At 48.1% G+C, this 22,060-nt stretch carries 25 protein-coding genes; 17 read left to right on the top strand and 8 right to left on the bottom strand.

Features of this window, described 5'->3' with window-relative positions; genetic code table 11:
• Nucleotides 1-2: 2 nt before the first annotated feature.
• Together HP570_RS06130 and HP570_RS06125 are read right to left on the bottom strand one after the other, a co-directional pair.
• Complete coding sequence (locus tag HP570_RS06130) at nt 3-431, bottom strand: disulfide oxidoreductase (protein WP_012685678.1); 429 nt, start codon at nt 429-431, stop codon at nt 3-5.
• 169 nt (nt 432-600) lie between these two features.
• Nucleotides 601-1,386 (bottom strand): metallophosphoesterase family protein, encoded by a 786-nt coding sequence (locus HP570_RS06125; RefSeq protein ID WP_173625195.1) that lies wholly within the window; start codon nt 1,384-1,386, stop codon nt 601-603.
• A gap of 178 nt (nt 1,387-1,564) precedes the next feature.
• On the opposite strand from HP570_RS06125, the gene HP570_RS06120 reads away from it, so the two are divergent.
• From HP570_RS06120 to HP570_RS06105, 4 genes are all read left to right on the top strand, one after another.
• Nucleotides 1,565-2,320 (top strand): cupin domain-containing protein, encoded by a 756-nt coding sequence (locus HP570_RS06120; protein WP_173625194.1) that lies wholly within the window; start codon nt 1,565-1,567, stop codon nt 2,318-2,320.
• Between the two features lie 101 nt (nt 2,321-2,421).
• Nucleotides 2,422-3,144, top strand: coding sequence for an NAD-dependent deacylase (locus HP570_RS06115; protein WP_173625695.1), 723 nt, complete (start codon nt 2,422-2,424; stop codon nt 3,142-3,144).
• 264 nt (nt 3,145-3,408) lie between these two features.
• Nucleotides 3,409-5,325 (top strand): ABC transporter ATP-binding protein, encoded by a 1,917-nt coding sequence (locus HP570_RS06110; RefSeq protein ID WP_173625193.1) that lies wholly within the window; start codon nt 3,409-3,411, stop codon nt 5,323-5,325.
• 90 nt (nt 5,326-5,415) lie between these two features.
• Nucleotides 5,416-5,637 carry a hypothetical protein gene (locus tag HP570_RS06105; protein WP_088906829.1) on the top strand — a complete coding sequence of 74 codons (222 nt, stop codon included), beginning with the start codon at nt 5,416-5,418 and terminating at the stop codon, nt 5,635-5,637.
• A 44-nt stretch (nt 5,638-5,681) separates the two neighbouring features.
• Here HP570_RS06105 and HP570_RS06100 read toward each other — a convergent pair whose 3' ends face one another.
• Nucleotides 5,682-6,053, bottom strand: coding sequence for a L,D-transpeptidase (locus HP570_RS06100; RefSeq protein WP_012685684.1), 372 nt, complete (start codon nt 6,051-6,053; stop codon nt 5,682-5,684).
• A gap of 77 nt (nt 6,054-6,130) precedes the next feature.
• Entirely contained in the window at nt 6,131-6,376 is a 246-nt protein-coding gene (locus HP570_RS06095; RefSeq protein WP_012685685.1) for a hypothetical protein, read from the bottom strand.
• A 200-nt stretch (nt 6,377-6,576) separates the two neighbouring features.
• Between HP570_RS06095 and HP570_RS06090 the strand changes: the two genes are divergently transcribed.
• The 4 genes from HP570_RS06090 to HP570_RS06075 all read left to right on the top strand — a co-directional run bounded on the left by HP570_RS06090 (nt 6,577) and on the right by HP570_RS06075 (nt 11,027).
• Nucleotides 6,577-7,335 (top strand): DUF4931 domain-containing protein, encoded by a 759-nt coding sequence (locus tag HP570_RS06090; RefSeq protein WP_012685686.1) that lies wholly within the window; start codon nt 6,577-6,579, stop codon nt 7,333-7,335.
• Nucleotides 7,336-7,357: 22 nt separating this feature from the next.
• Nucleotides 7,358-8,218 carry a GNAT family N-acetyltransferase gene (locus HP570_RS06085; protein WP_173625192.1) on the top strand — a complete coding sequence of 287 codons (861 nt, stop codon included), beginning with the start codon at nt 7,358-7,360 and terminating at the stop codon, nt 8,216-8,218.
• Between the two features lie 102 nt (nt 8,219-8,320).
• A complete protein-coding gene (locus HP570_RS06080; protein ID WP_173625191.1) occupies nt 8,321-9,451 on the top strand; it encodes a virulence factor in 1,131 nt (376 codons plus the stop codon).
• A 280-nt stretch (nt 9,452-9,731) separates the two neighbouring features.
• On the top strand, nt 9,732-11,027 hold the full coding sequence (locus HP570_RS06075; RefSeq protein ID WP_012685689.1) for a phytoene desaturase family protein: 1,296 nt from the start codon (nt 9,732-9,734) through the stop codon (nt 11,025-11,027).
• Between the two features lie 106 nt (nt 11,028-11,133).
• On the opposite strand, the gene HP570_RS06070 is transcribed toward HP570_RS06075, so the two are convergent.
• Nucleotides 11,134-11,946: a serine hydrolase gene (locus HP570_RS06070; RefSeq protein ID WP_173625190.1), complete on the bottom strand. Its 813-nt coding sequence runs from the start codon at nt 11,944-11,946 to the stop codon at nt 11,134-11,136.
• 110 nt (nt 11,947-12,056) lie between these two features.
• On the opposite strand from HP570_RS06070, the gene HP570_RS06065 reads away from it, so the two are divergent.
• The 6 genes from HP570_RS06065 to HP570_RS06040 all read left to right on the top strand — a co-directional run bounded on the left by HP570_RS06065 (nt 12,057) and on the right by HP570_RS06040 (nt 16,898).
• Nucleotides 12,057-13,682, top strand: a complete 1,626-nt coding sequence (locus tag HP570_RS06065) for a peptide ABC transporter substrate-binding protein (protein ID WP_173625189.1) — start codon at nt 12,057-12,059, stop codon at nt 13,680-13,682.
• Nucleotides 13,683-13,709: 27 nt separating this feature from the next.
• Complete coding sequence (locus HP570_RS06060; RefSeq protein ID WP_064200841.1) at nt 13,710-14,447, top strand: gamma-glutamyl-gamma-aminobutyrate hydrolase family protein; 738 nt, start codon at nt 13,710-13,712, stop codon at nt 14,445-14,447.
• 176 nt (nt 14,448-14,623) lie between these two features.
• Entirely contained in the window at nt 14,624-15,115 is a 492-nt protein-coding gene (locus HP570_RS06055; RefSeq protein ID WP_173625188.1) for a hypothetical protein, read from the top strand.
• Between the two features lie 17 nt (nt 15,116-15,132).
• Nucleotides 15,133-15,573 (top strand): peroxiredoxin, encoded by a 441-nt coding sequence (locus HP570_RS06050; protein ID WP_173625187.1) that lies wholly within the window; start codon nt 15,133-15,135, stop codon nt 15,571-15,573.
• Between the two features lie 73 nt (nt 15,574-15,646).
• Complete coding sequence (locus tag HP570_RS06045) at nt 15,647-16,699, top strand: DNA polymerase IV (RefSeq protein WP_142495743.1); 1,053 nt, start codon at nt 15,647-15,649, stop codon at nt 16,697-16,699.
• 13 nt (nt 16,700-16,712) lie between these two features.
• Nucleotides 16,713-16,898, top strand: coding sequence for a hypothetical protein (locus HP570_RS06040; RefSeq protein ID WP_007727789.1), 186 nt, complete (start codon nt 16,713-16,715; stop codon nt 16,896-16,898).
• Between the two features lie 54 nt (nt 16,899-16,952).
• Here HP570_RS06040 and HP570_RS06035 read toward each other — a convergent pair whose 3' ends face one another.
• From HP570_RS06035 to HP570_RS06025, 3 genes are all read right to left on the bottom strand, one after another.
• Nucleotides 16,953-17,399, bottom strand: coding sequence for a GNAT family N-acetyltransferase (locus HP570_RS06035; protein ID WP_173625186.1), 447 nt, complete (start codon nt 17,397-17,399; stop codon nt 16,953-16,955).
• Nucleotides 17,396-18,613 (bottom strand): MFS transporter, encoded by a 1,218-nt coding sequence (locus tag HP570_RS06030; RefSeq protein ID WP_173625185.1) that lies wholly within the window; start codon nt 18,611-18,613, stop codon nt 17,396-17,398. Before HP570_RS06030 ends, HP570_RS06035 begins: the two co-directional genes overlap by 4 nt.
• A gap of 106 nt (nt 18,614-18,719) precedes the next feature.
• Nucleotides 18,720-19,268 (bottom strand): TetR/AcrR family transcriptional regulator, encoded by a 549-nt coding sequence (locus tag HP570_RS06025; RefSeq protein ID WP_173625694.1) that lies wholly within the window; start codon nt 19,266-19,268, stop codon nt 18,720-18,722.
• A gap of 213 nt (nt 19,269-19,481) precedes the next feature.
• On the opposite strand from HP570_RS06025, the gene HP570_RS06020 reads away from it, so the two are divergent.
• The 3 genes from HP570_RS06020 to HP570_RS06010 all read left to right on the top strand — a co-directional run bounded on the left by HP570_RS06020 (nt 19,482) and on the right by HP570_RS06010 (nt 22,051).
• The gene (locus HP570_RS06020) at nt 19,482-20,006 is read left to right on the top strand and encodes a YqeG family HAD IIIA-type phosphatase (protein WP_012685700.1); all 525 of its coding nucleotides are present in this window, start codon (nt 19,482-19,484) and stop codon (nt 20,004-20,006) included.
• On the top strand, nt 20,003-21,124 hold the full coding sequence (gene yqeH, locus HP570_RS06015; RefSeq protein ID WP_012685701.1) for a ribosome biogenesis GTPase YqeH: 1,122 nt from the start codon (nt 20,003-20,005) through the stop codon (nt 21,122-21,124). The genes HP570_RS06020 and yqeH overlap by 4 nt, the downstream gene beginning before the upstream one ends.
• 75 nt (nt 21,125-21,199) lie before the next feature.
• On the top strand, nt 21,200-22,051 hold the full coding sequence (locus tag HP570_RS06010) for a shikimate dehydrogenase (protein WP_173625184.1): 852 nt from the start codon (nt 21,200-21,202) through the stop codon (nt 22,049-22,051).
• Nucleotides 22,052-22,060: the final 9 nt, after the last annotated feature.

Here is a 22,060-nt window from a genome sequence, read left to right as displayed (position 1 = left end):
AATCATTTCTCCTTTGCATTTTTTATAACGATGACAAGCAGGATGCTGATCAAGGCGAAGGCAATGAGAGCAAGGAACGGAATCGTGATAAACCCTAGCCAGTTAATATAGTCTGTGTTGCATGGCACAATGCCGCAAGCGCTGCCGAGATCTTGAAGGGCAGGTATTTTTTGAATCGAGTAATGATACAGCGATGTGAGTCCTCCGATAATGGAGAGAATCAAGGCGTACGACGCGATCTTGTCGTCTTTCTTTGCGGAGGCAACCCCCAGTAAGATGACGAGCGGGTACATCAAGATTCGCTGGTACCAGCACAGGTCACACGGTATGTACTTTAACACCTCTGAAAAAAACAAACTGCCTCCTGTTGCGATTAGGGAGACTCCCCATGCGGCAAACATGGCTTGTTCAACGATTTGCTGACGTTTCATATAAACACCTCGTCCATATCTTAACATATTACAAATCGAAAGTAGATTATAAAAAGTAATAATTTGTTGAAAGTATGGGCTTGTCTCCTGCATCATACTGGCTGCACTACCCGATGCGCTTGCAGCAGGTAGAAACCAGTGCGAAAGCTCTCCGTTTTCCCGAGCATAATCAGTAGACCCGTACGTGTGGAGAGGATTGCCTTTCCCGAATCGGTACGAAAGTGGTTTGTAGCGAAGGCCATTCGACGAGCATGACGCCTCGCCAATATCCTGCGCCACCATCAATGCCGACCATATTGTCTCTGCGCCAAGGACCGCTGCCAGCGTATTGAGGCAATCCAGGCACAGGGGTATGGCCAAAGATGACTGGGAGTTCTCCATCATAATTCAGGTAGAAAGGCTCGCGAATCCATAGTAAATCATGCGGATTTTGTTCCTGCAAGGGGACGCCGGGTCGAATGCCTGCGTGTACCAAAAGTGCAGCTGGAGCTCCTGTTCGCGGATCGGCTGGCAGCTCTATATACAAAGGAAGAGACGACAAGGCTGGTAAAATTGCTGGGTAGCGAGAAAGGATAAATTGCCGTGCTTCTTCTTGTTCCTGCAAAGAAGGCACCCGATTAAGAAAAGCTCGCCGAAGCGGGTGATTCTCTAAGAAAGAACGAATGGTGGCATCGCCGCCGTTGTAGCGCAGGTATAACTCCGGATTGCCGTTGCCGGATAGCCAATCTACAAGCATTTGCTCGTGGTTGCCTTTTATGAGATAGATTTGGTTCGGATACGTCTGCCGAAGAGCGAGTAAATCGAGCAATACTTCCTTTGATTCAGGTCCTCGATCGATCATGTCCCCCAATACGAACAGACGATCACCAGCTTGGGGGGAGAAGGAAACGTCCCGTAGCGCTTTTTGAAAAGCCTGATTCTGACCATGTATGTCCGAGACCAAATAAGTAGCCAAACAAGATCACCCTCCTCGATTGCCTGTTTTGCCTATTAGTAGGATATGTTTGTGCAAAGTGGAGGGTGAAAGGGTGTGTCTCTTTCCTAGGTGTATAAATGGGTGCACATCTTTTGTGAATAGGAATAGAGATGCATAATGAGTCAAATACCCATACGGTGGGAGGAACAAACGAAAGATGGCTACTTCTTATCGCGACTATACATCGCCAAATACGCAGTTCACGTACGATATGAGAAATAATCTGTTTTTCAAAAAGGACGATCGGAATTTCATCGATGCCTTGGGGATCGCCCAATTAAATACTTTGGGCAACAGTTCGCTGCTAGATATTTTCCTGACAACCGGAAATGTTGTCGAGCCACACATTCATCAAAATGCAGCAGAACTGGTGTATTGCATCGCTGGTGAGGCCATTGTGTCCTTGATCAATCCTTTTACCAATCAATTGCTCAACTACCATATAAAACCGAGACAAGTTGCCAATATCCCGCAGGGCTGGTGGCATTATGAAATGGCCTTGACAGACGATACGCATCTACTGGCTATTTTTGATGCCCCTGTACCTGAGGTGATCTTTGGCTCCGATATATTGCGCTTGACTCCTGCGAGTGTGTGGGCACATACGTATTGTTTAGACGAAGCAAAGGTACAAGAAACATTTGCGCCTCTTACCCAAACAATTGTGATTGGTCCGCCAGTAGGGTGTCAGCAGCAGGGGCCGTTGCCAGATAGAACTACTTCAAGCCAGTACCCGTACTATGGTTACTCGAGTCATTTGCCAGACAGTTACGGTTATTACGATACCAACTACATGCAGCAGGGTGGGTATGGACAGCACCCAGTCTATCAACAGCAGACCAGTTATCCGCAATATGGCACGAATCCCTCCCATACCGGATATCCGTCACAGCCTGTTTATCCATCCTATTAAAGAGAAAGAAAGATCGTGTTCTGATGGGCAGGTCTCCTAAATCTGGTATTCTTCTATTACAATCAGAAGAAGAACATTTTCAAAGAAGAGGGGAGACCATGATGGATCATCTGGCACACTGGTTACGGACATCTTCCTTTACCGTCGTATTCACCGGAGCAGGCATGTCGACAGAGAGTGGCTTGCCTGACTTTCGTTCACAGTCGGGGCTATGGCGTGGCAAAGATCCGATGCAACTCGCGAGTACACGCGCGATGATGGAGAATCGGGAAGCGTTTGTGGAATTTTATCAGATGCGCATTCAAGGCCTACTGTCCTGCAAGCCACACGCCGGACACGAATGGTTAGCAGAATGGGAGCGGCGTGGTTTCGTTCATGGGATCATTACACAAAATGTAGATGGCTTTCATCAAGCGGCGGGAAGCTTGGCAGTAGCCGAACTCCATGGCTCCCTTGCGAAAATCCGCTGTCTAGACTGCGGGACCGAGTATGCCCATACATGTTATCTGGAGGATCAAGGGACGATTTGCGCATGCGGAGGCTTTTTGCGTCCGGGTGTTGTCCTGTTTGGCGAATCTTTGCCGCAAGCCCAAGTCGATCAGGCCATCGCGTGGACGGAACAAGCCGATTTGTTCATCGTGTTAGGTTCTTCACTAACCGTGAGTCCAGCTAATTGGTTTCCGCAGCATGCAAAAGAAAGAGGAGCCAAACTGGTCATTGTCAATCAGGAACCCACCCCATTGGATGCGTGGGCAGATGAGGTCATCCAAAAGGAACGGATCGGCGACGTGTTGCAAAGAGTAGGACAGTCATTAGGAGAATAAAAGCAGGCGTGCTCGATGAAAAGAGTACGCCTCTTCTGTTTGGGCTCGTTAACCTGCCTTACTGCTGGTGACGCTTCCTATTGTATTTTTGTCTACGAGTCATTATTACTTAATATTCAATATTTTACCATTAATGAGGCTGTTTTCCAATATTTGGTCCATCCATTTGAATCACCCTAGAGCTTGCGCGAAAAACATGATACCATCGAGTGTAAGATTCATATGGCTTCTCGATAAGCAAATAGAAAAGAACAGGTGACGTTCATGCAAATATTATCAGTAGAAAACCTCTCCAAAGGCTATGGAGAAAAAGAATTGTTTGATAACATTTCCTTTCATATTGCCGAGCAAGAGCGCATTGGTCTGATCGGTGTTAATGGTACGGGAAAATCCTCGCTCCTGAAAATTGTGGCAGGCTTGGATACAGCGGATAGCGGAAAAATTGTTCACGCGAATCATTTCCATGTGGAGTATTTGCCGCAAAATCCTGATTTTGACGAAAACTCCTCCATACTGGAACAAGTATTTTACGGCGATTCCCCACTCATTCAGCTTTTGCGTGATTATGAAACAGCGCTAGAGGCTGTTCAGGAATCGCCTGACGATGAGAAAAAGCAGGCGCGATTGTTTGCTGTTCAAAACCGAATGGATGCGGCTGATGCGTGGGAGAGCAATACGCAAGCCAAAATGATCCTGACCAAGCTTGGCCTGCACAATTTCTCACAAAAGGTAGGCGAGCTCTCTGGTGGGCAAAAAAAGCGTGTAGCCATGGCACGTGCTTTGATCCAACCAGCAGACCTACTTATTTTGGATGAGCCTACGAACCATATTGACAACGAGACAGTCGAGTGGCTGGAAGAGTATTTGTCCCGGTACAAGGGCGCTTTGCTGCTCGTCACCCATGATCGGTACTTCCTGGATCGCGTGACGAACCGCACGTTTGAGCTGGATCGCGGCAACCTCTATAGCTACGAAGGCAACTACGCGATGTTCCTGGAGAAAAAAGCAGAGCGTGAAGAAAATGAAGCGGCCGTAGAGAGCAAGCGGCAAAATCTGCTTCGACGCGAGCTGGCATGGCTTCGTCGCGGAGCAAAAGCGCGGACGACCAAACAAAAGGCGCGTGTGCAACGGGCTGAGGAGTTACGAGATAAAGCTGTAGATGGACCGGCTGCCAAGATGGAAATGGCACTCGGGGCCAGTCGTCTCGGTAAAAAGGTGATTGAGCTTACAAACATCCATAAAGCGTACGGTGAGCGAAAACTGATCAACGATTTCAGCTATATTGTCCTGCCGGGTGATCGTGTGGGGATTATCGGGCCAAATGGAAGCGGAAAAACGACGCTCTTGAACATGCTTGCAGGAAGAATTCAACCAGATAGCGGTTCATTGGAAATTGGGACGACCGTAAAAATTGCCTACTACACGCAGGATAGTGTCGAGATGGACGAAAAGCTGCGCGTCATCGAATATGTAAAGGAAGCCGCAGAGGTCATTCAGACGAGCAACGGAGAATCGATCACAGCTTCGCAAATGCTGGAGCGGTTCCTGTTTTCGCCGCATATGCAATGGACACCGATTTCCCGCCTGTCTGGGGGAGAGCGCAGACGTCTCTATCTGCTTCGTACGTTGATGGGAGAGCCGAATGTGCTGTTTTTAGATGAGCCGACCAATGATTTGGATATTCAAACACTCAGTATTTTGGAGGATTATCTCGAGCAGTTCCCCGGCGCAGTCATCACGGTATCGCATGACCGCTATTTCCTCGATCGCACCGTAGACCATTTGTTTGCTTTTGAGGGGCAAGGAAACATTCGTCATTACTACGGCAACTATTCCGAGTACCTGGAAGAACGACGTCTTGAAAAGGCAACACAAGTGCAAGAAGCGGATCAACAGGCAGAAAAGGCGCAAAGCAACAGCGGGGCTAATCGAGGCAACAATCGCACGCGCAAGCTGTCCTACAAGGATCAGAAGGAATGGGATGCGATTGAAGGCAAGATCGCGGCCTTGGAAGACCGCAGCGTCAAGCTAAAGCAAGAGATTGCAGCGTCTGGCAGCGATTACGGCAAAATTGAAAAGCTCTATGCAGAAGAACAGCAAGTGGCGGCAGAGCTGGAAGCAACTATTGAGCGTTGGGCGGAATTATCTGCAATGGTAGAGGAATTGGAGCAAGGGAAATAATTAGTGACGTAGCCAGTAATTGAGGGCTGGGAATCCGACGCATCCACCTGTAGACTAGAGTAGATTACTAGAGTAGAGGAGTCGCTGTCGTTGCCTGCCTATAAGTTAGACCCGGAATGGGTGATGTCTTACCTAGAGCTGCAAGAACAACAGCTCTCTTCCGAAGTGCATCCAGAGGATAAAGAAGTGATCATGAACAAGATCAGGGAAATGACGTTATCGATCATGTACAAGCAAGCGAGAAGATTTCTTGTATACTTGGAATCGGATGAAACGGAAGCAGAAAGAACGAAAAAGACTCATCTTATGTGAAGAAGACCCGCCTTGGTTTAAAAGGGCGGGTCTTTTGTTTCTATTTATTGCTGTCTGATTCGAACGGGCGTACCTATGGGCACGATTTTTGCCAGCGCATTCACGTCCTCATTGAACATGCGAATACAGCCGTGAGATACATACTTGCCAATAGAAGAAGGATCGTTCGTACCGTGAATGCCATAGTGTGGCTTACTTAGTCCCATCCATAAGGTGCCGAAAGCACTCAAACGACCTCCCGGATAGGAATTCGGATAGGGGACCTTGCTGATGATGGTAAAATCCCCTCGTGGTGTCGATGTGGCAATTTTGCCCAAGGCAACAGGATAAGAACGGATGAGTCGGTTCCCATCGAACAGGTCGAGCCGTAGCTTCGCAATCGAGATGCGGATGTTGTAGGACGGCAGCTTCTTCACCTCCCCCACAAACGATACGAAATGCCGCTTTTACCATCTTATGAAAACCAACGGAACCGGTACCTTTTCTCTGATGATTAATGTAGTTTGAAATCTAATGAAAACGTATCTGGATAGCGTAGTCCGTCACGATAGAACAAGGTTCGCACCCAGACGTACATCCGTAATGGAATGGAAGGAAAGACGATGGCGAGCTTACCTTCTTCCAAGACAGGCAAATCGAGCGGGGATTGAATTTCATAAGGGACTCCTTCTTGATCAAGCAACGTTTTGTAATGTTGAGCCTCACTCCAGCTAACAGGATAATAAAATGATCTCTCCATCCAATTCCAACACCTTTCCAGGTTTCACTGCTTCCCATTGTATGTAAAACATTTGAGATAAAAAAAGAAACAAACGCCATAGTCATTGAAAAATAGGCAGCCTAATTGATTTTTAAAAGTGTCGTCTAGGCAAAAAACGTCATGATTTTCCCAGAAAATGCGTGTAAAGTGGAAGTAGCACAAACTGGAGGGACAAGGGAATGAAGCAGACGCACTTGCACTTTAACATGCAAATAGGCAGAAAAAAGCCAGTGAGTGTAAACAACACGGAAACGGCTTGTCCTTTTTGTGATCGAAACAGTCTCACCGATGTTTTGGAGCAGCGGGGCTCCATGATTTGGCTCATGAACAAATTCCCTGTTCTGGAGGATACGCATCAGACTGTTTTGATTGAGACGGATGAATGCCAAGGAGATTGGTCTGTTTATTCCAAAGAGCATGTACGTGCATTGCTGGCATTCGGGGTAGAGAAGTGGCTTGAAATGGAGCAAAGCAAGTCTTATCGTTCCGTTCTGTTTTTCAAGAACCACGGTCCGTATTCCGGAGGGAGCATTCGCCATCCGCACATGCAAATTGTCGGATTAAACGACTTTGACTATCTGGATCAAGTAAAAGACAGTGATTTTATTGGCATGACCATCGATCAAGAGGCGGGGGTTGAGTGCAATCTGTCTACGCATCCGCGTGCAGGTTTTTTTGAATACAATGTCATTCTTTCGGACTTTGATCGACTGCCGAAAATGGCAGACTACTTACAAATTTTAGCACATTGGATACTGACTCATGTCAATCCTCGTCATCAAAGCTATAATTTTTTCTTTTACCATTGGGGAGAAAAGCTGATCGCCAAAGTGGTTCCGAGATTTGTTACCTCGCCTCTTTACGTAGGCTATTCGATTCCGCAGGTCGCCAATAATTTGGAGGATATGGTCGCCCAATTGCAACGACGATACTTCTAATCATAGAAAGGGTGCTTACGCGATGACGTATACGATCTCGGCAAGAAAAACACTCACCTCAGAGGAACTGGCACAAATTAAAGAATTGGTTGGGATTTGCAATGAGCAGGATGGGATCGATCTCAAAGTAAACCCGGGAATGCTGGAAAAGCGTTCGGGAGAGCATGAAGAGGACTTTGTCTGTTATGCGGATGGAAAGCTGGTTGGCTTTCTGGGCCTCTACGTGTTTCATGGCGGTGAGGCAGAAGTGAGCGGCATGGTCCACCCAGCCTACAGAAGAAAAGGCATATTCACAGCGTTGCAAGCACAAGCCGCAGATGCATGCAGACGAAGAGGCGTTCCGGCGCAGTTGTTTATTGTTCAGCGAGAATCGGAAAACGGTAAGTCATTTATGGAACGAATCGGCGGGGAATATCAATTCTCGGAATATTGGATGGATTTGGGAGAGAAGCAAAGAGCAACGGTTTCTGGAAACGTGCTGCTTCGACCGGAGATCGCCAGTGACTACGAAACATTGATTTGGCTAAACGTCCATGGCTTTCAAATGGAGGAAGAACGTGCAAGGGAAATGGCCGAAAACATGGCGGGTGATCCAAAGGCCACCACGCATTTGATGATTGTCGATGATAAGGCCATTGGCAAAATAAGCGTGAACAAGGATGAGGGAAAGGCGTTTATTTATGGATTTTGTGTCCACCCGGATTACCAAGGGAAAGGATATGGACGCCAGGCTTTGGCGCAAACGATCGAGATGCTGGGGAAAGAAGGATACCAGAACGTATCACTGGAGGTAGCCTGTGAAAACAGCAATGCTTTGGGGCTGTATGAATCATGCGGCTTTTTCGTAAAGTCGGCCAATGATTACTATAAGCTGGCGTTGTAGGGGGCAAACTGCTTTTCACTATCTCTCAGGTTGGAAAACGTATCAGGATACATGCTACGATAGAAGAGAAAGCAAGTGTGCTGTAAAAAGGAGTGACTCATTATGAAACTGTTGTCCATCGAACCGACGCCGAGTCCAAACGTCATGAAGCTGAATGTAGACGAGCGTTTGCCGGATGGGGTCCAACATGTCTATACAAAGAAAGATACGAGTAAAGCACCAGAACTCATGAACAAGCTCTTGGAGATCGAAGGGGTTACCTCCATTTTTCATACGGCAGATTTTCTAGCGCTGGAGCGAAAGTCCAATGCAGATTGGCAACGTATTTTGACGGTCGCGCGCGAGGTTTTGCATGCAGGTGGAGGAGCGGCTGTTCCTGACCTGTCTGACGAAGATGCGGGGGCATTTGGAGAGGCGCAAGTGTACATTCAAATGTTCCGTGGAGTTCCGATGCAGGTCAAGGTGACCATGGGGACGGAGCAGATTCGTGCAGCGTTGCCAGAGCGTTTTGGACAGGCAGCCGTGCGGGCGGGATCTGCGTCGCCTAACCTCATCATGGAGCGAAAATGGGTCGAGCATGGCGTACGCTATGGCGATTTGCGCGAGATTGGTGAGGAGGTCGCACTGGAAGTCGATGCTTCCTATCCGGAGAGCCGCGTGGAAGAAATCGTGGAACAGGCCATGGCGCTTGGTCCCGGGGAAACCCCAGAGCCAGTCGTGCGTGAAAAGAAAGTCGTTACGCTGGAGATGCTCGATGATCCGGATTGGCAAAAAAGATATGAAGCGCTGGATCGAATGGAGCCTACTGAAGAGGATTTGCCTGTTTTAGAAAAAGCGCTTCGTGATGGCAAGCCGTCGATTCGCAGGCTGGCCGTTGTGTATTTGGGCATGATTGGCGGGGATGATGTTTTCCCACTGCTATTTGAAGCGCTCCGCGATGATTCCGTCTCTGTACGACGCACAGCGGGGGATACCTTGTCTGACTTAGGTAACACACGCGCAATTCTGCCGATGTGTGAGGCGTTGAAGGATAAAAACAAGCTGGTACGCTGGCGTGCTGCACGTTACTTGTTTGAGGTGGGGGATGAAACGGCCTTGGATGCTTTGCGTGCCGCACAGAACGATCCCGAGTTCGAGGTCAGCTTGCAAGTCCAAATGGCTGTCCAGCGTATTGAAAGCGGCGAGGCGGCAAGCGGTACCGTTTGGCAGCAAATGACTCGGCGAAACGATTAGTTCGCTCCTTCCCGTTGCGTTTGAGCCCTCTATCAAGCAGATTCCTGCTAGAGAGGGCTTTTTTATGGTATTTTCGTTGGTTGGATATACAGCGGATAGCGGGGCATACTGCTTCAAGAAGAGCGGTAAACAAGCTGGTCCATTAGGTAAATATTGGTATAAGTCAGTATAAAAATAGACACAGTTCAATAATAGTTGACTTCCACCTTATCCATCCCTTAGACTAGGATAGGGTTTAGTTTATGTATTCAACATCGCTAGTGCGTAGGGGAGATTGTGTATGACAACCAATCACTATGACGTTGTTATTGTAGGTGGAGGACTTGCTGGTCTTTCCAGCGCTGCCTACCTGTCGTCGAAAGGCAAAAAAGTTGCAGTTTTGGAACGCGGTCAATTGGGTGGACGTGCCGTTACACTGAAGATCAAAGGATTTAACTTCAACTTCGGTGCCCACGCCATTTATGCTCGCGACAGCTCCGTTTTGAGAACGTTTGAAAAAGAATTGGGTCTGAACATCGATTGGCAGGATTTCAATCCGACAAAAGCCAAGTACGATATTGGTAGCGATCTGACTGCAGTTCCGGCGAATGTACAAGGACTTTTCCAAACGAAGCTCTTAAAAGGTATGGACAAAGTATTGTTCACGTTTGAGATTTTGAAAACGATGCTAAAAATGGAGAAAGGCCATCCACATATGTCGATTCAAAAGTGGATGGAGAAAAAGCAAGTCAACGAAGAAGTGCGAGAAATGATGTTGACGCTTGCTTCTTCCAACTTCTTCACGCGTGAGCCTGAAAAGATTCCTTCTGACGTTTTCTTTTCTTACTACAGCCGTTTGTTTACAACGAATAAGCCGGTAGCGTATATCGGTGGCGGCTGGCAAGCACTGATCAATGAATTCGTGCGTGTGATTGAAGCAAATCAGGGTACGATTCTGATCAAAACCAAGGTAGAAAAGTTCCACGTAGAGAATGACCGTGTGGTTGGAGTGGTGACACCGGAGGGCGAATTTACGGCGGATGAATTTATTTGCTGTATCCCGCCGAAGGAGATGGCGAAGGTCTTTGCGGAGACGCGCCTGGAGCATGCGGTTGCACAGCATGCTGAATACGAGCCAACGGTTGTTATGGTGTATGACATTGGCTTGAAAGAGCGAATTGACGTACCGTTCTCCTACATCTACGAAAAAGCAAACAATATTTTCATTACTGATATCTCGTATTATGACCGCACTTGTGTACCTGAAGGCGGGCAGTTGCTGCAGGCGACTGCTTACATGCGTCAGGATGAAGTAGGAAACAAGGAAGCGGCCGAAATCCGCAAACAAGAGATTGAAAACCTGTATGACAAGCATTTCCCAGGCTGGCGTGAGCAACTGGTTGTGCCGCGCGTTTCTGCTCGTGCAGTCGTACAGGAGATCAAATGGACCATGAATCAGAAGCCAATGCCGATTTTCATGCCGGATTACCGCAACCTGTTCTTTGCGGGTGACTGGTGTGAAGGACAAGGCCAACTGTCTGAGCTGTCTTTCTCTAGCGCGATGAACGTTGCCAAGCTGATTTTGGAAAAAGAATAAGTCGATGACGAGCGGGTGTTCCTTGGAGAAAGGAATGCCTGCTTGTTTTTTCTCATTCAACGTTATAAAGAGAAAGCCCGCCAATGGAGATGGCAGGCCACATGGATTACGCTTTCTGACTATATGCGTGATAAACGAGATTGCCGATTTGCGCCATGACGTTGGCAGCATCCTTTTGCTCGAGTCCCTTGTTTAAAATGGACAAGGTGACAGCGTGTGAACCGATGTAGAGGATCCCGACATCATGCGTGATTTTGGTTACAGAGCCAGTCTTGTTGGCGAATTCCCATTTCGGAATCGTCCCGATCACATCACCGTCCGGGTCAGGCAAAAGGAAGGGGATGCGCTCACGGTGCTGCTGAGTCTTCAAGATGGCGACCATTTTTAAACAGCTGTCGTAGGAGATGATTTTTCCTGTTGCCAAGTAGCGGAGGTGGCTTCCCATGTCTTTTGCCGTCACCTCATTGTATCCTTCCAATTCGGCTGGGACGACCATAAGCTTGTTGTGGAATTGACTGTTTTTCATTTCGGTTTTTTGCATCGCGTTACGGATGTTCTCTGTTCCCACGAGATCAATCATCATGTTCGTCGCCGTATTGTCGCTTTGGATGATCATCAGGGTAACCAGGTCGCGAATCGTAAATTCGGTGCCGGGAGTCATATGCTGAAGAACACCTGCACCCCCAACGAGATCCTCTGTACGCAGCTTGATTTTGTCCTCAAAGGCAAACTTGCCTGCATACGCCTCTGCAAAAACAGCTGTCATGATCGGGACTTTGATCACACTGGCTGCATAGAAGCGCTGATCTTCGTTGATGGATAAGGTTTCGCCGGTTTGCAAATCTTCGAAAAAGATTCCCCATTCCCCGCCAGCGTCCTTGATCAGACTGGATATTTGGGCAAAAAGACTGGATAACATGTAGACCCATCTCCTTTTGTTTCGATGTAGACAAAATTTTCTCAAGATAATATTATTTAGTCATGCTCCTAACAATCAAGAAGAATTATTCAAAGATGGGGGTTTTGCTGTTGCATAAGTGGAAGAAACTATCATTTTGTGCTGTTCTGTTAACCAGTTTAGCATTCGCTGGTTGTGGAGCACCGCAAGCAAGCAACACGGGGGAGACGACAGGTGCGAAGCAGGAGCAGAGTAGCGCCCCCCAAACAATGCAGGTCAACCTGAACTCAGGTGAGCCAAGTACGATTGACCCTGGACTGGCAGAAGATATCCCTTCGATGTCTGTTGCCCGTGCAGCATTTGATGGCCTCCTGCGCCTGAATGAAAAAGGCGAGCTAAAAGAGGCGGTCGCAGAGAAGTACGAGGTTTCCGCTGATGGTCTCACGTACACCTTCCATCTGCGGGAGTCCAAATGGACCAATGGAGATCCGGTTACGGCTCATGACTTCGAATACGCATGGAAACGGGTTCTCGACCCGAAGACCGCTTCCGGTTACGCGTATCAGATGTACTATTTGAAAAATGGGCAAGCCTTTAACGCCAACAAGGCAAAAGCCGAAGATGTCGGCGTAAAGGCAACAGACGATAAGACGCTGGTGGTTACGCTGGAAAACCCGGCGCCGTTTTTCCCGGGACTGGTTGCGTCTGTCACCTATTTCCCGGTCAACAAAAAAGCGGTTGAGGGCAACAAAGAGTGGGCTTCGAAGCCAGAGACGTACATTTCAAACGGGCCATTCAGCTTGAAAAATTGGGAGCACAAATCAAAGATCGAATTCGAAAAGAGCGATTCTTACTGGGATAAGGACGCTGTCAAATTGTCCAAGCTGACGTTGAACATGATCGAGGATGCCAATACAGAGCTGTCGATGTTTGAAAAAGGTGATCTGGATTGGGCGGGCTCACCACTGGGCGATTTGCCACTGGATGCGCTAGATGCGCTGAAAGAATCCGGAAAGATGCAATCTCAAGCAACAGCGGGTACGTACTGGTACATTTTTAATACGAAGCAAAAGCCGTTTGACAACAAAAAGATTCGTCAGGCATTTGCTACGGCAGTCAATCGTCAGGAAATCTCCGATAATGTCGTACCATACAAGAGCACGCCAGCGACGGGTATTCTCCCGCCGACCATGGCACTCACGCCAGAAGGCTACATCAAAGACGGCGATGTAGAGACTGCGAAGACGCTCTTGGCGGAAGGTATGAAAGAAGCGGGGATCAAAGAGTTGCCACCGATCACGATTGCATACAATACATCAGAGGTTAATTCACGTATTGCGACAGTCATTCAGGATCAATGGCGCAAAGCATTTGGCATCGAAGTCAAACTGGTTAACAAAGAGAACAAGGTTCACCGTGAGGACATGAAGCAAGGGAACTTCACCATCGGTCGTGGTAGCTGGATTGGCGATTTCAACGATCCGATCAACTTCCTGGAAGTCTTCAAGGGTGGACTGAATACATCCAAATGGGAAAACAAGGAATTCCTCGATTTGCTCGCGCAATCTGCCAAAGAAGGGGATGTAGCGAAGCGCAAGGAAATCCTCAAGAAAGCTGAACAAATCGTCATGGATGAAATGCCTGCGTTGCCAATCTACTATTTCACCTATGCGTGGGTGAAGCAGGATAGCGTTAAAGATGTGGTAGTAGATGCACTCGGGTTCATCGATTTCAAGTACGCTTCCAATCAAAAGTAATCATGAGTCTATGAGGGAGTGACTGGCGTGCGTCCGATCATTGGTGTGGCATGTACGAAAATGTATTTTCCGAAGAACGATCTCGACCAGTTTTTCTATGTTGGTTCAGGCTATGTGAACGGAATTGCGCGCAGTGGTGGTACTCCACTGATCTTGCCACTGCTGACGATTCAGGATGCTCCGTTTCGTGAGATGATTGAATCGCTGGACGGCTTGATTTTGTCCGGTGGTGAAGATCCTGCGCCGCATTTGTACGGCGAAGACCCGCTGCAAGGGTTGGGCGATATCAATTACGAAAGAGACATCACGGAGCTTGAGATTATCAAGATTGCGCTGGAGCTGAAAAAGCCAATCTTGGGCATTTGCCGCGGGATGCAAATTTTGAATGTGGCGTGTGGCGGCACCCTCATTCAAGATATCCCGAACCAAGTACCAGGAGCATTACAGCATGCACAGAAGGGTTCACGGCAATACGGGGCGCACAAGATTACGCTGCAACCTGGCTTTGTAGCGGATGCCCTCGGAAAGACAGAGGTGCTCGTGAACACCTCTCATCACCAAGCAGTCAAAGACATAGCACCGGGCTTCAAAGTCACAGGATGCGCGGCTGATGGTGTGATTGAGGCGATGGAAAGCCTCGACGGGCTACATGTGGGCGTACAGTGGCATCCAGAACGGATGTGGGCACACGACGACGACATGTTGAAGATTGCCGAGGCATTTGTTGCTCGGGTAAAGCAGTTGAAGCTGCAAGCGACTAGTTAGAGTCGGAATGAGAGAAACCGTGCTGGGATTGCCCAGAGCGGTTTTTTTGCGTGCGGGAGGGCTACCCCGTGCGGTTGCTCATGCCAATGGTAGAAGTGTAGTAAAACAAGGATAAATGACAGGCAGAATCGAACTTCACGTAAGAGAATGGATTTTCGTGAGCGTGAGGTGAGTATTTGAAGAAAATAATGGTTGTTATTTCGCTTTTTCTACTCGTTTTTCCAAGGTTTCTCTTCGCAGAGTATTTTGCTGAACGCGAAATGAAAATGATAACCACAAATTATTATCAAGCGCTAATCGATGAAGACTACGCAACCGCTTTCGAGATGCTTTATCTTTATGATGCAAACGGCAGGCACCCAGTTGATGGGACAACGTTAAGTAACCAGGAAGCGAAAGAATTTTATATGAAAAAGGTCGCCTTTTTACAAGCTCAACAGTATAAAATGAAAGACTTTGAGATCGCAAAGATTAGATACGAAGATGGGCATACTGCCTTTCTTGAAATGAAGTTTGAAGTTGAGCAGGGTGGACGAAGATTTGAACATGCTGAAACCGTACATGTATGGGAAGGAAAGGTATGGATTATGGGGGAGGAGAAAGATCCGTTCACAAAGTATCGGGATGGGCGAATGAATTTTGACATTCCGGAAGCCCCTGTATACTGAGCATAGAGGTGAGAGAAATGTTAAAGGTCGGAGACGCGGCTCCCGTCTTTACGGCGACGAGCACAAAAGGAACCATTGATCTTAGACATCACATCGGCAAAGAAAATATTGTCCTCATTTTCTATCCGGGCGATGATACCCCGATTTGCACGAAGCAGCTATGTGCGGTTCAGGATCACTACACCAAAATCGAACAAACAAATACCGTCGTTTTTGGTGTCAATCCCGGTGGCATGGACAAAAAGCGCTCGTTTGCTGATAAGTTCCGTTATGAATTTCCGTTGATCGTGGATGAAGACGAATCCATTCGAAAAGCATATGATGTCGGCAAGGTTCTCGGATTGTTTTTCCAGCAACGCATTGTGTATATCATAGGCAAAAACGGAACGATCATCTACGCCAAAAAAGGAAATCCTCCAGTATCAGAGCTGCTACAGGTAATCGAAAACCAAGCCTAGGACGTTCTCGCTTGCGTCAATGGAACAAAACAGGGATAATAGAAATGAGAATGTATGTTTGGTGGGTATCCCTATGAAAAAAATTCTTCACTTGGATATTGACGCATTTTTCGCGAGTGTAGAGCAGTTAGATCGCCCTGAACTTCGGGGGAAGCCGGTCATAGTCGGGGGAACTGGCAATCGCGGTGTCGTATCGACCTGTAGCTACGAGGCACGCAAGTACGGTGTTCGCTCCGCAATGCCAGTCGCCATGGCGAGGAAGAAATGTCCGCAAGGCTATTATTTGCCTGTCCGCTATAGCCGTTATATCGAAAAATCTGCTGAAGTCAGACAGATATTTACTTCTTATACAGAGCGTTATCAAACAGTGGGTCTAGACGAGGCTTATTTGGACGTGTCCCATTATGAGAATGCGGTACCCATCGCCCGCGATATCAAGAGGCGAATCAAACGAGAGACCGGACTTACTTGCAGCATCGGACTTTCCTACAATATGTCGTTGGCGAAGATTGCCAGTGATTTAAAAAAGCCGGATGCTTTTGTCATCATCCGACCAGAGCAGGCATTGGATGTGCTGCGGTCTTTGCCAATTGGTACCTTGCACGGAGTTGGCAAAAAGTCACAAGAGCTGCTCGCGAAAAAGGGGATTGAGACGGTAGAGGATTTTTGGCGGCTTTCACTCGATGAGGCCACTACATTATTTGGGAAGTTCGGTCGTTCCCTCTATTACCGGGCGAGAGGAGAAGACAATCGCGAAATTGAGATGGACCGCGCGCCGAAATCATCAAGCCGTGAAACGACTCTGCCCTTTGATTTGTTTGACAGGGAAGCGATTGCGCCGATTGCCACCTCCCTTTTGCGGGAGGTCGAAGAGGACATCCGCGAAGAAGGGGTTGAGCCCCAGACGATTACGCTAAAAATCAAGTACGCGGACTTTACCCAGCGGACCAAGCAGCATAAGGCTGTGGCTGGGGCTAATTGGCAGGAGCTGTTGGATGATTTGCTCGACGCTTTTGACTATACAGCGGGCGTTCGATTAGTTGGTGTAGGCTTTTCGAATTTTGCCGAGCAGCAAGGGGAGCGGTACGAACAGCTCTCGATGTTTTCGTGGAAGCTGGGGAGGTAAGGGAGGGAGAACAGTGGAGACAGAGAATGCCTTTCATTGCTGTGCGACCTGTATTCATTTTCGCGTGGAGAAAGGTACGGGAGGAGTCAGCTATCGATGTTCTCGTCTGACCTATGAGACGCGTCCGGACTATCGATTCCAATGCTGGACTCCGACTGAGAAGGTCAAGCGACTGATGGAAGCACGGAAAAGTCAATGATAACGACAAAAAAGAGGCACCCCCTTCGTCCGTATCGACAGAGGAGGTGCTTTTCTATTCCATTGTCAAGTCGAGGACCATCACTTCCTCCGGTCCATCCATTTCGCCATTGGAGGTAAAGCCTAACGACTCATACAGCTTGCGAGCGAACTCGTTTTCAGGATGAATACTCAAGTAAATGCGCGTACAGCTGTAGCGTCTGCCCATTTCTTCAACGAGCACGCGCAGAAACTTTTTGGCGTAACCCTTCCCCTGATGGCGACCATCAATCATAAAGCGATCCAGCCAAATTCGGCCATTCTCTACTTCGATCCCGTGCATGGCATAACCGACAGCGATGTCCTTGTCATACAAACCGCATGATACCCATTCCGGTTCAAACCCTGATTGGGCGATGGAAAAAGAGTTACTTTCGATGAAGGCGTGTTGACCTTCCGTTACAGTCAAGCTGGCAATTTGGCGCCAATTTTCTTTCGTAATTTCACGAATCGACAAGCTCAAAATTTCATCTCGCTTTCCTTGGTGTAAAGACTGGCAGATTTGCTTGCTTTTAATTGCACAAAAAGGAAAATGCCGAAGCCAAGGATGGATGCTGCCACGATCAGGAGGGCGGAGGATACAGGAAGTAAATCTGTCAAAATTCCCCCTGCCAGTGGGCCTGCAACCATTCCGATCCCGTGAAACATATTAAAGAGAGAGTAGGCTGTGCCGTATGCACCGCTTCCTCCTTGGTCAATGATGGCCCCCAATGTAGCCAAGGTAGGCGATAAGGTGAAACCAATGCTGGCTCCAATCAGGGCCATTGCGAGCATTGCCTGCCAGAGGGAGTCGGCCCACGCTAAAAATGGCAGAAACACAGCCAGCGTCATGATTCCGCCAAACATGAGGTTATACGGATTCATGCGGCCAGAAAGAGAGCCGGCAACTGGGGCGATCAGTCCGTACGCGAGTGTCATGACCCCAAACAAAAGACCAATCGTTGTCGGCGTCATGCTGAGTTTCTCTGTAAAAAATACGGGTAACGTCGGTTCCAGCAAGCAAAGGGAGATTTCAGCCAACAGGACGATTCCAGCGATAAAGATGACTTGCGGATTGCGGATGAATCCACCGACATGAAGCTTTTCGCTGACAGTTTTCGTCACGTCTTCCTTCAAGAACAAGTAGACCAGCACAATGTTGATCACAGTAAAGGCTGCTGCTGCCAAGAATGGCATGCGATGGTCACTGATTTCAAACAGCCATCCGCCAATTGGCGCTCCGAGCAATGTACCGGTCGAAATGGCCGTCAATGCAATTCCCATTACAGTTCCGCGCATTTTGGATGGGAACAAATCCGCCAAGAGGGCAAGGGCAGTTGGCCATGTAGCCGCAGCAGCAATACCTTGAACAAAACGCGCGGTAATCAACAGGGCCATTGTTTCAGAGAAAGCAAACAATAACGTGGAAGCAGCAAGACCGAGCAAACCGATCAAAAGCATGGTTCGTCTGCCGATCCGATCGGATATCGGCCCGAAAATAGGAGTGGCGATGAGCATTGCGATCGCATAGCTGCTAAACAGCACGCCCATCATTGTAGAGGATGGCTGCAGCTTTTCCGTAAAATAAGGAACAATCGGAATCAATAAGCTATACAGTAGCATATCGATGAAAAGGATCAGGATAACAAACAAAAGTCCGATTCGTTGTTGTTTGGTCATTTGTGTAAAAATGGACATGATGGAACACCTCTTAACTATAAAAACTATTTTTGTTTTATTGGTTTTCTTGCAAAGAACGATATCGTGGTCTTCCAATGTTAGTGGGATGACCACGAGTCATTTGTTACCTTTTATCGGCTAGTACCAATCCAAATAAGAGGACATCTACAATAGCGGAAAGCGCTTCTGAGACTGTAATCTGGTTTTTCATGTAAAAGCGCTGGTCGAGTGTAGAATTCAGCGCATCGACAATGACCTTCAGCATGAGCGTGACGTCCATATTGACGATGAGTCCTTCTCGAATCGCTTGCTCAAGAAGGACGCGAAGCGTCTGCCAGTCCTCGGATAGAGAAGCCTCGACTTGGGCATATTGCTCAGGATAATATCGCTTCATCTGTTCGAGGATGCGCAAATCATAAAATTCATAGTGTGTCGGTAAAACCATCATGACGCCTTTGATTTTTTCGATAAGAGAGAGACTGTCGTCTGCGAGAATTTGCTGTGTTTTTTCATCGCCCTCTTCAAAGGACTGCTGAATGATTGTTTCCAGAATTTCCACTTTGGATGAGAAGTGCTCGTATAACGTGCGTTTGCTGATCCCGAGCCGCTTCGCCAAATCATCCATGGAGAATTTCATGCCTTTATCGCGAATCTCTTCAATGAAACCCTTCATGATCCGGTTTTTAATTGCAATCGCCCCCAGCCAAAACAACGGAATAGAAAACCATAAAAACAAAAATAGTTTTCTTGGTAACGCTATCTTACACAGGATGAGAGTGCAATGCAAGTGGTGATCATGCTTTTTGTTTTGCAACCAAGTGGTCGATTATGGTATAGTAAGTGCCGAAATCGCGGTTGATTGCTTCACATCATTTGGAGGTGCCCCGTGTTTTTAGAGAAGCTGATGCCTAGTCAGTTCGTCGAATCAATCCATCACATTGACATAGATCAATTGAAACGAAATAACATCCGTGCGGTGATTACAGACTTGGATAATACCTTGGTGGAATGGGACAGGCCACATGCAACCGAGGAGGTCATCAACTGGCTTGCTCGCATGCATGAGGCAGGCATACAGGTCACTGTTGTCTCCAACAACAACAAGGAGCGTGTAGACCGCTTCTGTGCCCCATTAAATCTCGGGTTTATTTATGCGGCCAAAAAGCCGACAAACCGTGCCTTTCTGCAGGCAGTGCGGCAGATGAATGTAACCATCGCTGAGACTGTTGTCATTGGCGATCAATTGTTTACCGATGTGCTGGGAGGAAATCGATTAGGATTTCATACGATCCTAGTTGTTCCTGTAGCCCAGACGGATGGTTTTTGGACGCGCTTTAATCGTCAGATGGAGCGTGTGGCCCTTATTTGGATGGAGAGGAAAGGAATGGTTTCGTGGAGGAGAAAAGCATGACGGAACAATCGCATGGCTCTTGTGCTGGATGTGGGATTGCCATTCAGACAGCAGATGCAAAAAAGCCTGGCTATGCACCTGAATCCGCGCTTGGCAGAAAGGTAATCATTTGCCAGCGCTGTTATCGCATCAAGCATTATAATGAAGTAGCTCCCGTAGGAATGGGCGATGACGACTTCCTCAAGATTTTGGATGGCATCGGTTCTACGGAGTCTCTTGTCGTAATGGTAGTCGATATCTTTGACTTCCAAGGCTCCTGGCTCAAGGGTTTGCCACGTTTTGTCGGGAAGAATCCGATTTTGCTCGTGGGTAACAAGGTTGATCTGCTGCCGAGAAACATCAACCTGAACCGTGTACGCAACTGGATGCAGCACGAAGCAAAAGAACGCGGACTGCGCCCGGAGGATGTCGTACTGATCAGCGCGCAAAAAGGGCTTCATATCGATGAATTGTTGAATCGCATTGGAGAGCTGCGCAAAGGCCGTGATGTATACATTGTCGGTGTGACCAACGTAGGAAAGTCGACGATGATCAACCGCATCTTGCATGACTACGGTGCGGCTGAGCTGGAGATTACCACTTCGCCATTCCCTGGTACGACACTGGACAAAATCGAGATTCCGCTCGAGGATGGCCGCTCCATTTTTGATACGCCGGGAATCATTAATCGCGACCAGATTGGACATATGGTATCCCCGACTGATCTGAGAAAGATTACCCCGACCAGCCGGATTAACTCCAAGGTGTATCAGCTCGATGATGGGCAATCGCTCTTTTTGGGTGGTTTAGCCCGTATCGACTTCGTACGCGGAGAGAGACAGCCGTTCATCGTCTATGTCGACAACGATCTGTACATCCACCGGACGAAGCTGGAGAAAGCAGACGAAGTGATGCAAAAGCACCATGGAACCTTGCTGGTGCCGCCAACAGGGGAGGAAGCTGCGAAAGCACTTCCACCATTTGTGAAGCACACCTTTAAAATCAACAAGTCCACCATGACCACTGACATCGTAATTTCCGGTTTGGGCTGGGTCAGCATCCAAGGAAAACACGAAGCGAGTGTTGTCGTGCATGCACCTAAAGGCGTAAGTGTTGGGATGCGCAAAGGGCTGATCTAGCTTAAACAAGAAAAGTCGAGTTAGCCTTGCCCCTTGCCATATGCTATAGAGAGACGTCCGGGGAGGAAAAGCTCCATGATTACAAGCAAAACACAACTGGTTGGCCTGTTTGGGCATCCAGTTTCCCACTCACAATCACCGATGATGCACAATACAGCTTTTTTAGAGACCGGGTTGGGATTTGCCTATGCTGCGTTCGATGTGGAACCGGAAAATCTGGAAGATGCAGTCGCGGGTATTCGCGCGTTAGGCCTGAAGGGGATTAACGTCACGATTCCCCACAAAGTCGCTATCATGCCGATGCTGGATGAAATCGATCCGCTTGCCAAACGAATCGGTGCCGTTAATACCGTCGTTTCTCGTGATGGACGCTTGATCGGCTATAACACAGATGGTATGGGCTATGTTCGTTCGCTTGTGGAAGAGACGGGAATCGTTCTTGAAAAGCAAGTGGTAACCATGGTAGGGGCTGGAGGCGCTGCGCGAGCTGTGGCGTTTACCTTGGCTGAACAAGGAGTCAAGGAAATTCGCATTATCAATCGTTCCCGGGAAAGAGCTGCGGTATTGGCTGAGCATGTCGGAACGATTGTACCTACGAAAATCGTAGAACAAGGCGAAGGGGAAGCAGCTATCGCGGACTCTTCGTTGTTGATCAATACGACATCGATCGGAATGCTGCCAAACGTGCAGGAGACACCTGTGCCAGCAGAGTGGCTTCATTCCGGTTTAACCGTTAGCGATCTGATTTATAACCCGCTCGAAACACGTCTGCTCAAAGAAGCGCGTGCTATAGGAGCCACTGTTCATTCCGGAATCGGCATGTTTGTGAATCAAGGTGCACTGGCATTCGAGCTGTGGACGGGCGAGCAAGCACCAACTGGGGTTATGCGTGAGGTCGTCTTGCAACAATTAAAGAAAACAACCTGATTGGCAGGA

The organism is Brevibacillus sp. RS1.1, from assembly GCF_013284365.1.
GTDB lineage: Bacteria > Bacillota > Bacilli > Brevibacillales > Brevibacillaceae > Brevibacillus > Brevibacillus brevis_D.
Note: the sequence above shows the minus strand (reverse complement) of the source record. Positions and strands in the feature narration are given on the sequence as shown.